The organism is Microbacterium meiriae (assembly GCF_040686935.1).
In the GTDB taxonomy this organism is placed as follows: Bacteria; Actinomycetota; Actinomycetes; order Actinomycetales; family Microbacteriaceae; genus Microbacterium; species Microbacterium meiriae.
The window spans coordinates 494,453-507,897 of the sequence record NZ_JBFBMF010000002.1 but is presented as its reverse complement, the minus strand read 5'-3'; the positions used below and the strand labels follow the sequence as shown (position 1 = coordinate 507,897).

At 66.3% G+C, this 13,445-nt stretch carries 15 protein-coding genes; 8 read left to right on the top strand and 7 right to left on the bottom strand.

The window, feature by feature from the left end:
• Window position 1: 1 nt before the first annotated feature.
• Window positions 2-589: an HdeD family acid-resistance protein gene (locus AB0P08_RS07855; RefSeq protein WP_363589204.1), complete on the bottom strand. Its 588-nt coding sequence runs from the start codon at window positions 587-589 to the stop codon at window positions 2-4.
• Between the two features lie 179 nt (window positions 590-768).
• On the opposite strand from AB0P08_RS07855, the gene AB0P08_RS07850 reads away from it, so the two are divergent.
• From AB0P08_RS07850 to AB0P08_RS07840, 3 genes are read left to right on the top strand one after another with little or no spacing between them, the layout of a single operon-like run.
• Entirely contained in the window at window positions 769-1,167 is a 399-nt protein-coding gene (locus AB0P08_RS07850) for a helix-turn-helix transcriptional regulator (protein ID WP_259954888.1), read from the top strand.
• A gap of 5 nt (window positions 1,168-1,172) precedes the next feature.
• Window positions 1,173-1,583, top strand: coding sequence for a VOC family protein (locus AB0P08_RS07845; protein ID WP_259954886.1), 411 nt, complete (start codon window positions 1,173-1,175; stop codon window positions 1,581-1,583).
• Between the two features lie 27 nt (window positions 1,584-1,610).
• A complete protein-coding gene (locus AB0P08_RS07840; protein WP_363589202.1) occupies window positions 1,611-3,968 on the top strand; it encodes an ATP-binding cassette domain-containing protein in 2,358 nt (785 codons plus the stop codon).
• A 121-nt stretch (window positions 3,969-4,089) separates the two neighbouring features.
• Here AB0P08_RS07840 and AB0P08_RS07835 read toward each other — a convergent pair whose 3' ends face one another.
• A complete protein-coding gene (locus tag AB0P08_RS07835; RefSeq protein ID WP_363589200.1) occupies window positions 4,090-4,287 on the bottom strand; it encodes a Rossmann-fold NAD(P)-binding domain-containing protein in 198 nt (65 codons plus the stop codon).
• 274 nt (window positions 4,288-4,561) lie between these two features.
• Between AB0P08_RS07835 and AB0P08_RS07830 the strand changes: the two genes are divergently transcribed.
• Together AB0P08_RS07830 and AB0P08_RS07825 are read left to right on the top strand one after the other, a co-directional pair.
• Window positions 4,562-5,887, top strand: a complete 1,326-nt coding sequence (locus AB0P08_RS07830; RefSeq protein WP_363589198.1) for an AAA family ATPase — start codon at window positions 4,562-4,564, stop codon at window positions 5,885-5,887.
• Between the two features lie 2 nt (window positions 5,888-5,889).
• Entirely contained in the window at window positions 5,890-6,726 is an 837-nt protein-coding gene (locus AB0P08_RS07825) for a hypothetical protein (RefSeq protein WP_363589196.1), read from the top strand.
• A gap of 204 nt (window positions 6,727-6,930) precedes the next feature.
• On the opposite strand, the gene AB0P08_RS07820 is transcribed toward AB0P08_RS07825, so the two are convergent.
• The 3 genes from AB0P08_RS07820 to AB0P08_RS07810 are packed head-to-tail and all read right to left on the bottom strand — an operon-like array spanning window position 6,931 to window position 9,066.
• On the bottom strand, window positions 6,931-7,749 hold the full coding sequence (locus AB0P08_RS07820; RefSeq protein ID WP_363589194.1) for an ornithine carbamoyltransferase: 819 nt from the start codon (window positions 7,747-7,749) through the stop codon (window positions 6,931-6,933).
• A 28-nt stretch (window positions 7,750-7,777) separates the two neighbouring features.
• Complete coding sequence (locus AB0P08_RS07815; protein ID WP_363589192.1) at window positions 7,778-8,563, bottom strand: peptidoglycan recognition protein family protein; 786 nt, start codon at window positions 8,561-8,563, stop codon at window positions 7,778-7,780.
• A complete protein-coding gene (locus AB0P08_RS07810) occupies window positions 8,560-9,066 on the bottom strand; it encodes a hypothetical protein (RefSeq protein ID WP_363589190.1) in 507 nt (168 codons plus the stop codon). The genes AB0P08_RS07815 and AB0P08_RS07810 overlap by 4 nt, the downstream gene beginning before the upstream one ends.
• 142 nt (window positions 9,067-9,208) lie before the next feature.
• On the opposite strand from AB0P08_RS07810, the gene AB0P08_RS07805 reads away from it, so the two are divergent.
• A complete protein-coding gene (locus AB0P08_RS07805; protein ID WP_363589188.1) occupies window positions 9,209-10,315 on the top strand; it encodes a hypothetical protein in 1,107 nt (368 codons plus the stop codon).
• Between the two features lie 29 nt (window positions 10,316-10,344).
• Here the strand turns inward: AB0P08_RS07805 and AB0P08_RS07800 are convergent, their stop codons facing one another.
• A complete protein-coding gene (locus tag AB0P08_RS07800; RefSeq protein WP_363589674.1) occupies window positions 10,345-10,569 on the bottom strand; it encodes a GNAT family N-acetyltransferase in 225 nt (74 codons plus the stop codon).
• Window positions 10,566-10,850, bottom strand: a complete 285-nt coding sequence (locus AB0P08_RS07795; protein ID WP_363589186.1) for a VOC family protein — start codon at window positions 10,848-10,850, stop codon at window positions 10,566-10,568. The genes AB0P08_RS07800 and AB0P08_RS07795 overlap by 4 nt, the downstream gene beginning before the upstream one ends.
• A gap of 54 nt (window positions 10,851-10,904) precedes the next feature.
• Between AB0P08_RS07795 and AB0P08_RS07790 the strand changes: the two genes are divergently transcribed.
• Together AB0P08_RS07790 and AB0P08_RS07785 are read left to right on the top strand one after the other, a co-directional pair.
• Window positions 10,905-12,230, top strand: a complete 1,326-nt coding sequence (locus tag AB0P08_RS07790) for an MFS transporter (protein WP_292795130.1) — start codon at window positions 10,905-10,907, stop codon at window positions 12,228-12,230.
• A gap of 18 nt (window positions 12,231-12,248) precedes the next feature.
• Window positions 12,249-13,430, top strand: coding sequence for a DUF4232 domain-containing protein (locus AB0P08_RS07785; RefSeq protein WP_363589184.1), 1,182 nt, complete (start codon window positions 12,249-12,251; stop codon window positions 13,428-13,430).
• The last annotated feature ends 15 nt before the right edge of the window (window positions 13,431-13,445 follow it).

The following is a 13,445-nucleotide window of genomic DNA, read 5'->3' as shown; positions in this document are numbered from 1 at the left end:
ATCAGACGGCGGCAGCGCCCGTGGTGAACGCCTTCTCATCCCTGCCCAGCGTGATCGCGCGGATGATCTGCACGATACCGAGCACGACGAGCGAGATGCCCAGGAGCAACCACAGCGCGAATCCGGCGATGACCGGCGAGAAGAGGACGATGATTCCGGCGATGATGCTGAGGATGGCGTAGATCACGGTCCACACTCGCGACCCATCGCTGCCGAGCAGCGAGAGCGCCACGACGCCGTCGACGATCCAGCTCACGCCGATGAAGATCACGACGACCAGCGCGAGGGTGGCGGCGGCGACGTTCAGGTTGAAGAACGCGATGACGCCGGCGACGATGTAGAGCAGGCCGAGGACGATGTGGCCGACGCGAGACCAGCCGCCCTTGGCGCGGGAGAAGATGCCGAGGCCGATGTAAACGACTCCCGCGACGATCAGGTACGACGCGAAGATCGCCGTCACGATGACGGCGGACTTCACCGGCCAGACGAGCAACGCGATACCCGCGAGCAGCGCGAGCACGCCGGAGACCGCGAGAGCAACGCGGATGGACTTGAAGAAAGACTTCGTTTCTGCGACTGCTTCAGACATGACGGGGAACCCCTTCTGAGAGAATCCTGTGAGGATGCCCCCAGGGTAGCGCCGGAAGTCCGACAGCGGGGGAGGAGCGGCTCCGCGCGTCGCGGATGGTCATTCCCCGTCTTCCGGCGTCATGGCAGGATCATCACGTGACACCGGTGGATGACGCTCGACTGCGGGAGCTGGTCGTGATGCGGAAGGTTCGCGACCGCATCGATCGGGAGTACGCGAAGCCCCTGGACGTCGAGGCCCTGGCGCGGGGCGTGCACATGTCCGCCGGCCACCTCAGTCGGCGGTTCCGCGAGACCTACGGCGAATCCCCGTACTCCTATCTCATGACCCGCCGCATCGAACGCGCCATGGCGCTGCTGCGGCGCGGCGACCTCAGCGTCACCGAGGTGTGCTTCGCCGTGGGCTGCTCCTCGCTGGGAACGTTCAGCACCCGGTTCTCGGAGCTGGTCGGTGTCCCACCCAGCGTGTACCGTGAACGCGCCGCGAACGTCGAGGGCATCCCCTCGTTCCAGGCGAAGCAGGTCACCCGACCGATCAGGAATCGAGAAGCGCCGCGCCCCGAGGCACACCTAACGTGAGCATCATGAACATCAGCATCCACTACGCCTTCCTCCCGCACACCGACGCCGAAGCGGCGCTCGGCTTCTACCGCGACGCCCTCGGCTTCGAGGTGCGCAACGACGTCGGCTATGACGGTCTCCGCTGGCTCACGGTCGGCCCCGCAGGCCAGCCGGAGACCTCGATCGTGCTCCACCCGCCGGCCACCGACCCCGGCATCACCGACGCCGAACGGCAGACGATCCTGGAGCTCATCGCGAAGGGCAGCTATGGCGCTCTGACACTCGCGAGCGACGACCTGGACGCCCTGTTCGACCGTCTGGTCGCGGAGGGGGCGGACGTGGTCCAGGAACCCATGGATCAGCCCTACGGTGTGCGCGACTGCGCGTTCCGCGACCCCGCGGGCAACCTGCTCCGCATCAACCAGGCCGCCTGACGGCCCCACCACCACGAAGGACGCCGCATGACCGCTGCCGAGCACCCCGCGGACACCCACGATCTCATCCGTGTGCAGGGCGCGCGCGAGAACAACCTCAAGGACGTGAGCGTCGACATCCCGAAACGACGCCTCACGGTGTTCACCGGGGTCTCGGGTTCCGGGAAGAGCTCTCTCGTCTTCGACACGATCGCCGCCGAATCGCGCCGGATGATCGACGAGACGTACAGCGCCTTCGTGCAGGGCTTCATGCCGTCCGTCCCTCGACCCGACGTCGACGTGCTGGAAGGCCTCACCACGGCGATCATCGTGGACCAGGAGCGCCTCGGCGCGAACCCGCGGTCCACCGTCGGCACGGTGACGGATGCCAATGCGATGCTCCGTATCCTGTTCAGCAAGCTCGGACAGCCCTACATCGGCGGGCCGACGGCGTTCTCGTTCAACATCCCGACGCAGAAGGCCAGCGGCGTGATGACCGGGCCGGGCGGGGAGAAGAAGATCGTGAAGGACGCGATCTACCTCGGCGGCATGTGCCCGCGATGTGAGGGCAGGGGAGTGGTGTCCGATCTCGACCTCTCGCAGATCGTCGATGAGTCGAAGTCCCTCGACGAGGGCGCGATCATGGTGCCCGGATACACCGCCGACGGCTGGATGGTGAAGGGGTTCTCGCAGTCCGGGTTCTACCCGCCGGACAAGCCCATCGCGTCGTTCACCGACAAGCAGCGTCACCTCTTCCTCTACGGCGAGGTGACGAAGGTCAAGATCTCCGGTATCAACATGACCTACGAGGGCCTGATCCCGAAGATCACGAAGTCCATGCTCTCGAAAGACCTCGACGCGCTGCAGCCGCACATCCGCGCGTTCGTCGAGCGGGTGGCCACCTTCGCGGTGTGCCCGGAGTGCGACGGCACGCGCCTCACCGAAGGTGCACGATCGTCGAAGATCGACGGTGTGAGCATCGCCGATGCCTGCCGCATGCAGGTGACGGACCTCGCCGCGTGGGTCAGGGGTCTCGACCTCCCCGGTTCGGGGCCCCTGCTTGAGGCGCTGAGCGCCAACCTCGACGCCTTCGTGACCCTCGGCCTGGGGTACCTGAGCCTAGATCGGCCATCGGGGACGCTGTCCGGGGGAGAGGCGCAGCGGATCAAGATGCTGCGGCATCTCGGCTCCTCGCTGACCGATGTCACCTACGTGTTCGACGAGCCGACCATCGGTCTGCACCCGCACGACATCCAGCGCATGAACGGGCTGCTGCTCCGACTCCGCGACAAGGGGAACACGGTGCTCGTCGTCGAGCACAAGCCGGAGACCATCGCGATCGGCGATCATGTCGTGGATCTGGGGCCGGGTGCCGGAAGCGCCGGGGGAGAGATCTGCTATCAGGGGAGCGTCGAAGGTCTCACGGCCAGTGGAACACTGACGGGGCAGCACCTCGACGACCGTGCACAGCTCAAGGACGCCGTGCGTGACCGCACCGGCGCGATCGAAGTCCGCGGCGCCTCCACGAACAACCTCCAGAACGTGGACGTCGACATCCCGACCGGTGTCCTGACCGTGGTCACCGGTGTCGCCGGCTCGGGTAAGAGCTCGCTCATCCACGGTTCGGTGACCGGACGCGAGGGCGTGGTGGCGATCGACCAGTCCGCCATCAAGGGCTCGCGTCGCAGCAATCCCGCGACCTACACGGGGCTGCTCGAGCCCATCCGCAAGGCCTTCGCGAAGGCGAATGGCGTGAAGCCCGCCCTGTTCAGCGCGAACTCCGAGGGCGCGTGTCCCACGTGCAAGGGCGCCGGTGTCATCATCACCGAGCTCGGGTTCATGGACACGATCGAGACCCCCTGTGAGGACTGCGGCGGTAAGCGCTTCCAGGCGGCGGTGCTGGAGTACAAGCTCGGCGGCAAGGACATCACCGAGGTGCTCGACCTTCCGGTGTCCGAGGCCCGCGTGTTCTTCAGTGAGGGTGAGGCGAAGCTCCCGGCCGCGGCGGCCATCCTCGAACGCCTGGAGGACGTGGGGCTCGGCTACCTGTCGCTCGGACAGCCGTTGTCGACCCTGTCGGGCGGTGAGCGCCAGCGCATCAAGCTCGCGATCCAGATGGGCGAGAAGGGCGACGTCTACGTGTTGGACGAGCCGACGACCGGCCTGCATCTCGCCGACGTGGACACGATCCTCGGTCTGTTGGATCGTCTTGTCGACGCGGGCAAGACGGTGGTCGTGATCGAGCATCATCAGGCGGTCATGGCGCACGCCGATTGGATCATCGACGTCGGACCGGGAGCCGGCCACGACGGTGGTCGCATCGTGTTCCAGGGAACGCCTGCCGAGCTCGTCGCAGACGGGTCGACGCTGACGGGTGAGCATCTCGCGGCGTACGTCAACGCTTGATCGAGGGCCGCGCTGGCGGCTTTCCCACCCTCTCTCGTCCCGCCAGATCGCGGATATGGATTATCCGATAATGCACATTATGTCAGATTGAAGAAAGAACGCCACCCCGACCATCTCCCCGTCATCCCTCGATCGCCCACCCCATGATCGCCTGCTGCACGCTCTTCAAGTGACGTTTGAACTCGTAGCCCACGAACGCGGGATCGTTGGCGGCAGCGACCGAAACCTCACGCCCGCGGACGAACGGCGGACACGGCGCGAAACGGACACCGTCAGGGGCGCTGTCGAGGAGATCCGCAGTGATCCGATAGGGCGCCATGGGCCGCGGACTGCTCCCCCGGCCCATCCGCGATGACTCGGTCGGCGACACCCGCGTTGTGGGCGAGCCGCTGACCGGTGGGGGCCGTGCAGGAGATGACCCGGATGCGCTCGTTAGGAATCGCCTGGCCACCTTCTAGACACAGGCGAGACCGGGGAGACGCGGACCCGTAATGGGAGCCTGGGAAGCGAGACTCTGCTGTGAGGATGCGATCTAGGCCCCTGGGTTGGCACACGCGCCCGGCGTCTGGACCTCTATTCGATAGGGTTCGAGCATGGCCGCACCGCTGATTAAACCCAACACTCCCATGCCACAGAACAGCATCCGCCGTATCCTCAGCAGCAGTGTGCTGGGCGAGTTCAGGTACGACGTTGACTTCGACCGGACTTCGCACCACAGCGGGCGAGTCGTTGTGATCTACGCCGAAAACGGGATGGGTAAGACGAACTTCCTAAAGGCTGTTCATCATCTCCTCTCCCCGCGTCGAGAAAGCCTGCAAGCGCTGGCTGATCTGTTCGTCGAAGAGATCACCGTGCATCTTTCCGACGGGAGCAGTGTTCGGCTCCTTCCGTCGGACGACGCTTCCTTCCTGTTCGGCTGTCGAATCGAGAACTTCAGACTCGAGGAGGCCGTGGAGCTCTGGGTGCGGCAGGAGGATGTGGACGCCCGCGCCTTCCGCCGGTCCTCGCCGCGCGTCGATGTGGCTCGATATCTCGATGCGCTCCGGACACTTGTTAGCCCTACCGTCTTCGTCGGCGATGACCGCCTGATCTACTCCGCCACAGAGTCGCGAAACTTCATCGCTCACAGTACCTTCGAAATTGAACAGGACGCGTTCCGTCGGGTCGGCAGGCCCACGCAAAGCGTTCGCGACGTGCTCGACCTTGTGGAGCGCGAATTCACTCAACGGGCGCTCCGTACGGTTTCCAACGACGACACCGATTCTGGTGAAGGTGTGTACTTCGAAGTCACGCGCCGGGTCCTCCAGGGCGAGAATCGAACCATCCTGGCTTCTCAAGCGCGAGAGTCCTTGCTCGCACAAGCTGAAGAGGTTCTCGCGGGCGCTTATGACTTCGAGAAGTACGAGTTGCTCTCGTTCAGCCAGATTCGCCGCATAACCGAGATGATTCAGGATTCACGTGCAAACAGCTCTCACTTTCGCTCTCTTCACGGGATCCTTGGTCCATATCTATCGAGTACGGCAGACCGAATGAACACGCTCGCGGAAACTCAGCGCCTTATTGATACTTTCGTCACGTCCGTCAATAGCTTCTTCGAGCGCAAGAGACTCCATTACACGACTGACGCCGGAATCTCTCTAACAGGGCACGACGGAGCGGAACTCGAGCCCGACAACCTCTCAAGCGGCGAAAAGCACTTGCTGTTGCTCCTGAGTCACGCTGTGCTCGCGCGTTCCACTGGCGCCCTAGTCGTCATCGACGAACCTGAGCTATCTCTCGGCCTTCGATGGCAACGACAGCTCTTGCCGGAACTCTTGAGGTGCACTGAGGGGAGCGGAGTTCAGTTCCTGGTAGCGTCCCATTCGGTGCAAATTATGGGCGATGTTGATGAGGTCGTACGACCCACCGAGGCACTTTAGCGATGTCTTCGAAACCGCGTGTACCGCTGAAAGAGCTACTACGGGAGGCTGAAGAGACATCGACCGCATTCTTAATCGTTGAAGGGAGAAGCGACAAATCGTTCTATCGCGAATGGCTCAGCCGTGCGCGGAACGGCCAGGACCTTGCGCCAGTCATCATCGAAGCAGTCGACGCCATCGAGGTCAACGATGAATGGGTTGATTCGGAAAATCTCCCGCATGGTGCGCGAAGCTGGGTTATAGCTGCGGCCCACGAGGGCGCGAGCAGCCCGGCGAACCTTCGGTGCATAGCCGACCTCGATTGCGGCCATCGAACCGAGTCGTATGAGATGGATCATCTCTGGTGGACCGACTACCCCGCACTCGAAAGCTACATCTTCAACGAGGCCGGGTTGGATACCGTAAACCGAGTCGTCCTCGGAGACCGTCTACCGGACGGTCACAGACTTATCGCCTCGCTTTCCCCCATACTCCGTGAACTCTACACGGTCAGAAAATTCAACGAAAGCTTACCGACGCCGAACCTGAGCAAAGGCTTCGCAAAAGGAAACGACCCAAAAAGCTTTGACGTGAAACGAACGGTTCCACCGGATATTGCCTCCGAGAGTGACGAGTACTTACGTCCGAACTTCGCGGATCCGCGCGCGCACGCGTACGGGCATGACATCGCGGAAATCCTCATGTACTTGTTCGCCGCTGAGATAAAGAACCACGCTAAGATCGCTCATAAAGACGCGCTAGAGAACAACTTCAGGCTGTGCCTACTACTAAGTCACAATTTCGACGGTTCCCCACTCGCTGGTCGCCTGCTGGCCTGGTTGGGCAAGGGCGAGACGTAGCGCCGTTCCCGAAGGCGTCCCGGGGCGTTCTCGTAGCGGCCTTGGCCTAATCCGCGCACTGGGCCGGCTTCGCAGGTACACGGCTCAAGGCAGCAACCACGTCCCGTGTGCGCGACGCGCCTATCGCATGCCTCGGGGGTAGCTGAAAACGCCCCAACAGACTTCACCATCAAGTGAGAGAGTCCTACTGCGACCATCTCCCCGTCATCCCTCGATCGCCCAACCCATGATCGCCTGCTGCACGCTCTTCAGGTGACGTTTGAACTCGTAGCCCACGAACGCGGGATGGTTGGCGGCAGCGACCGAGACCTCACGCCCGCGGACGAACGGCGGGCACGGCGCGAAACGGACACCGTCAGGGGCGCTGTCGAGGAGGTCCGCAGTGATCCGATAGGGCGCCATGGCCGCGATGTGCTCCCCCGGCCCATCCGTGATGATCACGTCGGCCTGCTGCACGGCATCGCTGAGATCCTCCTTCCACGGCAGCGCGGGTGTGCGGACCTCCTCCGGGCAGGCCTGCACGACATCGATTCCGAAAGCCCGATGGGCTTCCTCCCAGGCTCGAGCGATGTTGCCGCCTGGTCCCACCACGAGGACTCGGAGTGAGCGGACATCCATCTCGCGCGAGAGCGCGAAGAGATCGGATAGCACCTCGCATGGGTGGTTCGCGTTGGTCATCGCGTTGACCACCGGGAGAATCCCAGGGGCAGCGAGCTCACGAAGCACGTGGAGATCGGCATGCCGGACGACGAGGAGTTTGACCCACGCCGACAGGTATCCGACGATGTCGACCGCGTCCTCGACGGTGTCGAGCGCCTCCGGAGGGAAGACGATCGGCTGCAAACCCATCTCCGCAGCGCCGCGTTCGAACGAGACACGCGTCCGCAGGCTCGAGGAAGGGAAGAACAGCGCGGCCGCGCCGTCCCTCCTCGCCAGGGTTCCCGCTTCGATCCGCGCGGCGCGCGCGAAGATCTCCCTCAGATCGTCCCCAGTGAGTTCGGTCAATGAGAGAACGTGGCGCACTCCCCTATTGTCGCGGACGGCTCCAGCCTCATGATCTCGTGAAGATAACCTGTGCTCGCGCCACGATGTCATCCACTCGCGATTGGAGGAACGGGCCGGGACACTCCGTTCCCGACCACGTCTCCTGGTGGGTGATGACGTGCTCTCGGTCGATCCGGAAGCGCACCGGAACGCCGTCCAGGGTCCGGCCGTCGAAGCCTGCGAGCCACGCGATCATCTGCGCGATCTCCTCGACCTGCGCGGTGGTCACCGTGTACTCCGGCGCTCCGGTGAAATCCAGCGTCTCCACCGCCACGGAGCGCCAGTTCCAGTCCGCGCCGGTGGACGACGGCTTCGCTCCCGGGCGGATGGTCTCGATGACCGAGCCGTCGTGCCGAAGATAGAACGTGGGAGCCGATGATCTCCTGTTGCAGCGGGAGAAGAAGTCCAACTGGTCCGTCGTCGTGCCTGTGTGGTGGATGACGAAGCGGTCGATGACCGGGCTCACGGTTCGACGTTCGCTCCCCGCGACGCTCCGGTCAGCGCGTGCCGTCGGGTGGGCGCAGTCCTCGAAACCGAGCGGTACCTCGAGACCCGTGACCGCGCGGTCGTAGACCGGCTCGTACTCTGGCAGCCCGCGGGGGTTGTCCGGGCGGCGTCCGGTGTCGTCTGCCTCTCCCCCGGAGTTCGCGGAGAGCCAGATGCCGACACCGGCCACCGCGATGCCGGTTCCGGCGGCGATGAGGAATCCCCGCCGCGTGTGCGTCGGGACGTGCTCATCGGCGTCCCGTGCTCCCGGGTCCTCCGGCTGCTGACCCTCCCCGCGCGTACTCACGCGGGCTGGTCGCCGTCTCGGGGTGCTCGGAACTCACGCGGCCGGCGTCGTCCTGGCCAGACGAAATGCGCGACCGAGAAGGCGAGGACCGTCCACGAGACGACGAACGCCCACCACGGGAGCGCCGCTCCCCCGCTTCCGACCGCCAGCACGACCGACACGATGCAGGCGCCGAGTCCGACGACGACCCCGAGGACGGTGATCTCGCCGTGCGCGAGCCACCGCGCCCGCAGCACCGAGACGAGGCGAAGGGGCAGGCCGATCACCAAGGCGGTGACCATGGACACGACGGACAGGACGACGGCGATGATGCCCGCGCCGACGAAGGACGTCACCCCGTCGTACTCGTCCGCAGCTCCGAGCGCGAGGAAGAAAGCCACGATGAACAGGAAAAAGCCACCGACGAAGAACTGGCCGAGGATGAGCGAGGCGGTCGATTCATCCGCTCCGCGAAAGCCCCCGCGTTTCCGCAGGTCTGCAGGGACACGGCGAGGGGAGGTCATATCGCGATCCTACGAGGTGCACGCCGTCGCTGGGAGCGCACTCGCGCTACTCTCATCCTCAGGGACAGGCACATTTGGGCCGCGGCTGGATCGATGGGGCCTGATCCTCCGCCTGCAGTCTGGGGAGAGGTGGGGCGAGCGGATGGGCGCTGGCGATGAGAAGGGCGAAGGGCTGCTGACGCCCATCGTGGTGGGCGTGGCGCTGGCGATGTTCAGCGCAGCGGTGGCGGTGGCTTCGACAGTCCTGATCGCCGATCCTCGAATCGGCGTTCTGGCGGCAATGACGCTGTCTTTCGGATGCGTCGGAGCGGCGGCCGGCCTCCTGCTCACCAGGCGAAGGACCTGGGGCGACCCCTCGTGGCCTCCAGGCACGGAGCCGAAGCCCTGGACGGCCCGCCGCTCCCGTCGGGTCGTCTTGCTCTACGGAGTCTTCCTTCTCCTCATCTCCGTGGGTGGGGTGGTCACACTGGCGGGGACGGATCAGAACGAGACCGACGACCCGCTGCGCGGATGGGTGCTGTCCACCGTGTTCGGTGTGGTGGGCATGACGCTGATCATCAGAGGAGTGCGGCGGCAGCCTCAACCGGTGCACTCGTCCGATCGCCCGGAGAGCGAGCCGAACGTCGACGTGCAGGAGTGGATGCCGTTGGGGCCCTCTCGTTCGCGGGCTCTCTTCCCCTGGTGGGCTCTTCACGTCTTCTCCGGACAGCCGCTTCTCCTTGCGATGATGATCGGCGCGTTCCTCGTCCCCGTGGCGGCGGGACCGCTCGGCGCATGGACGTGGCCCCTCGGGGCTGTGCTGCTGGCGGTCGTGGCGATCATCGTCAGCGCCGTCGTGCGGCGACGTTCGCGACCGCCGCGCATCTCACGCGACGCCACCCGTCTGCGCGTCGGCACGAAGGAGATCCCGACCGCGACCATCACGACGGCCATGGTTATCGCGCACCCCTGGGAGCCGGACGCCACAGCCCGGAGTATCGCGGTCGTCCTCACGGCATCGGATGACTCGCGAGCAGTGGTGGGCTTGCGAGAACGAGGGCTCCTCGTATTGACCGATGAGCAGACGGAACTCCTCATCGCGGCGCTCGAGCGAACCCACATCGATCTCCCCCGCGACAAAGACGATCCGCGGGGAAGGTTCTCACGGATGCTGTACCCCAACCATCTGACGAAATCGGATACCCTTCACCTCGTGCAGGAGCCCCCGGGTGACGGTGAGGCGCTGCCGGTGGGGTCCTCAGTCACGTGAGGCAGAGCGCCGGCTCGGAGCCCGCCCTCTCACTCCGCGAAGAGAGTCCTGACGGTCAGGATGTTTCGACCGTGGGCGGAGGACGGGCGTTCCCGTCCGGACTCGACGAAGCCGAGCTTCTCGAGCACCCGCCGGGACGGGAGGTTCCATTCCCAGACGCCGGCCCAGACGCGGTCGAAGCCCGCCCCGTCTGCCCATGTCAGGACGGCTTGAGCAGCTGCGGTGGCATACCCCCGGTTGTGCTCGGCGCTCAGCAGCTCGAACCCGAGCTCCGGTTCGGCGCCTCCCTCGTCGCATCGAGGTCGTCGGAGTAGAGCAGCACGAGCGGACCGCCGACGGGTCGCGGCGCGTCCGCGAGCAGGAGTCCGCCGACCTCGCTCCCGTCTCCGCGGGGCGAGAGGATGCCCGCATAGCCGGGCCCGTAGTCCTGGAAGCTCCACCCGAAGGCGGTGGTGAAGAAGCGTTTCGCCACATCGAGATCCGTGACGACGAGCTCGACGTAGTCGAGGGCATGGTGCTGCGAGGAGGCTGTCATGCGGGCACTCTAGCCACGGCGTCGGACATCGCCACGCAGGAGTAGCGTGGAAGGGTGCCTCAGGTCTCCCACTCCCCCGTCTCCACGCCGGGGTGGCGGGCCTGGGCGATCTGGTCCGTCGGCGTCGCGGCCTACGTGCTCGCCATCACGAACCGCACATCTCTGGGTGCCGTCGGTGTCGAGGCCGCCGACCGCTTCCAGGCGGACGCCTCGACGCTCGCACTGTTCGCCGTCGTGCAGCTCGCGGTGTACGGCGGGATGCAGATCCCGGTCGGCGTCCTCCTCGATCGCTACGGCTCCCGCCCGATCATCACGGCCGGGATGCTGCTCATGGCGGCCGGACAGCTCACCATGGCCCTCTCCCCCAGCATCGGCATCGCGATCGTCGCGCGTGTCCTCCTCGGAGCCGGTGACGCCGCCGTCTTCCCCGCCGTACTGCGGCTGGTGGCCACGTGGTTCCCCGCGCAGCGCGGTCCCGTGATGGTCCAGTTCACCGGGATCATCGGGCAGGCCGGTCAGCTGATCGCCCTGGTGCCGGTCGCCGCCCTGCTGCACGCCACCACCTGGTCGATCACGTTCGGCAGCATCGCCGGTCTCGGCCTGCTCTTCACGATCCTCGTGTGGCTCATCGTGCGCAACAACCCCGCCGAGAGCGGTCCTGACGTATCGGTGAACACGGACACCGGAGTCGTGCGAGTCGTGACGTCGGCGATCGACACGGGCGTCGGCATCCGGGCGGCCTGGGCACATCCCGGCACACGGCTCGCGTTCTGGTCGCACTTCACCACACCGTTCGCCGGCACGGTGTTCGTGCTGCTGTGGGGCATGCCGTTCCTCACGGCCGGCGAGGGCCTGACCACCGCCCACGCGGCGGGGATCATCTCGATCTACGTGGTCGCGGGCATGATCCTCGGCCCGATCATCGGCGATCTCTCCCGCCGCCTGCCGAACCACCGCTCGCTCGCCCTCGTCCTCCCCGCGGTCGGCGTGCAGATGGCGGCCTGGATCGCGGTCATCGCCCTCCCCGGCCCCGCCCCGGACTGGCTGCTCTGGGTCCTGGCGGTCGCTCTGGCGACCGGCGGCCCCGCGTCGATGATCGCCTTCGACCACGCCCGCACGCACAACCCCGTGCATCGTCTCAGCACGGCCACCGGCGTGACGAACGCGGGAGGCTTCATCGCTGCCCTGATCGCCGTGTTCGTGATCGGTCTCCTCCTCGACGCCCAGGGCGCCGGCACCCCGGACACCTACACGCTCGACGCGTTCCGTGTCGCGTTCCTCACCCTGATCCCGCTCTGGGTCCTCGGAGTCGTGTTCATCCTCATCGAACGCAAGCGGACGCGGATCCGCATGGGGCTGGATCCCGACCGGCGTCGCTGAGCGCCCATAGGATGAGGCATGGCCTCCGCTCCCCCGTCGACCGCCGCCCTCCCGAGCGCCCGAGACGGTCGCACGAGGCCGCCGTCGACGGCGGGACTGCTCGCCGGGCTGCTCCTCGGCGCACTGTGGATCGTCTCCGGCGCCATCGCCCGACTGACCAGTTCCGACATCGTGCTGACGCGAGTGCTGAGCTTCGTCGGTATCGGCCCGCTGCAGAGTCACGCCTGGCTGCTCCCCGGCGCGTGGGGCGTCACGGTGCTGGCCATGACGGCGGCCGTCCTGTGCAGCGTCGTCTGGGTCGTGGGACGGGGTGCGCAGGGTGTCGGCCGGGCTCCCGCGTTCCTCGTGCTCTGGTTCGGGGCCGTCCTCGCCGGAACGGCCGTCGGGCTGTGCGACGACGTCACCCGGGTGCTGTCCTTCCTCCCTCTCTCCGGCGTGCACGGTCTGACCGCGGCGGTCGTCGAGTCCGCGCCGGAGACCGCCTACTGGGGACTCGCCTGGGGATGGATCCCCGCCTGGGCCTTCTCGCGCAGAGCCGGCGAGGAACCGGCGCGGCGATGGTCTCCGCGCCTCCTCGGTGTCGCCCTCGCGAGCGTGGTCGCTCTCGTCGTCGTCGGGAGCCTGGCCGATGCCGCGTGGCAGCGCCAGATCGTCGAGGAGAACGCCGCGCTGCAGGGCACCACCGACGAGTCCGGAGCCTTCGTCGATCCGGCGGCCGTGGGCGATCCAGTGCCGGAGCGGGCCCCGGGGGCGTCGACACCGCAGCTCCCCGCGGAAGCCTGCACCCCCGACCGGGCCATGCTGCTGCTCGGAACCGCCGACGGGGCCACGGGGCACCGTGCCCAGAGCATCCGTCTGATGAACGTCAGCGAGGAGCCGTGCGTGGTCGAGGGGTATCCCGACATCGCGTTCGCGGATCAGAACGGCCATGCGCTCGACGTCGAGGTGCGGCCCGGTTCGTCCTTCCTGGCGACCGACCCCGGCTCCGCGCCCGTCACCGTGCCGCCCCAGGGCGAGGCGACCGCGGTGATCGGATGGGACGCCAATGCCTTGGACGGCGCTCTCGTGGCACGTGCGCTCCACGCCGCCCTGCTCCCTGGGTATGACCGCGGCTCGTGGCCGGTCGAGCTCGACATCGTGTCGGGCTCCGAGGTCGAGGTCACCGCGTGGCACCTCGGCGCCGCACCCGCCACGCCGTGACGGCACTCCGCGCCG

What these genes read in the sequence shown, in the direction of transcription:
- AB0P08_RS07855 (WP_363589204.1), bottom strand. Translation starts at nt 589, where the DNA reads ATGTCTGAAGCAGTCGCAGAAACGAAGTCTTTCTTCAAGTCCATCCGC.
- AB0P08_RS07850 (WP_259954888.1), top strand. Translation starts at nt 769, where the DNA reads ATGCGGAAGGTTCGCGACCGCATCGATCGGGAGTACGCGAAGCCCCTG.
- AB0P08_RS07845 (WP_259954886.1), top strand. Translation starts at nt 1,173, where the DNA reads ATGAACATCAGCATCCACTACGCCTTCCTCCCGCACACCGACGCCGAA.
- AB0P08_RS07840 (WP_363589202.1), top strand. Translation starts at nt 1,611, where the DNA reads ATGACCGCTGCCGAGCACCCCGCGGACACCCACGATCTCATCCGTGTG.
- AB0P08_RS07835 (WP_363589200.1), bottom strand. Translation starts at nt 4,287, where the DNA reads ATGGCGCCCTATCGGATCACTGCGGATCTCCTCGACAGCGCCCCTGAC.
- AB0P08_RS07830 (WP_363589198.1), top strand. Translation starts at nt 4,562, where the DNA reads ATGGCCGCACCGCTGATTAAACCCAACACTCCCATGCCACAGAACAGC.
- AB0P08_RS07825 (WP_363589196.1), top strand. Translation starts at nt 5,890, where the DNA reads ATGTCTTCGAAACCGCGTGTACCGCTGAAAGAGCTACTACGGGAGGCT.
- AB0P08_RS07810 (WP_363589190.1), bottom strand. Translation starts at nt 9,066, where the DNA reads ATGACCTCCCCTCGCCGTGTCCCTGCAGACCTGCGGAAACGCGGGGGC.
- AB0P08_RS07805 (WP_363589188.1), top strand. Translation starts at nt 9,209, where the DNA reads ATGGGCGCTGGCGATGAGAAGGGCGAAGGGCTGCTGACGCCCATCGTG.
- AB0P08_RS07795 (WP_363589186.1), bottom strand. Translation starts at nt 10,850, where the DNA reads ATGACAGCCTCCTCGCAGCACCATGCCCTCGACTACGTCGAGCTCGTC.
- AB0P08_RS07785 (WP_363589184.1), top strand. Translation starts at nt 12,249, where the DNA reads ATGGCCTCCGCTCCCCCGTCGACCGCCGCCCTCCCGAGCGCCCGAGAC.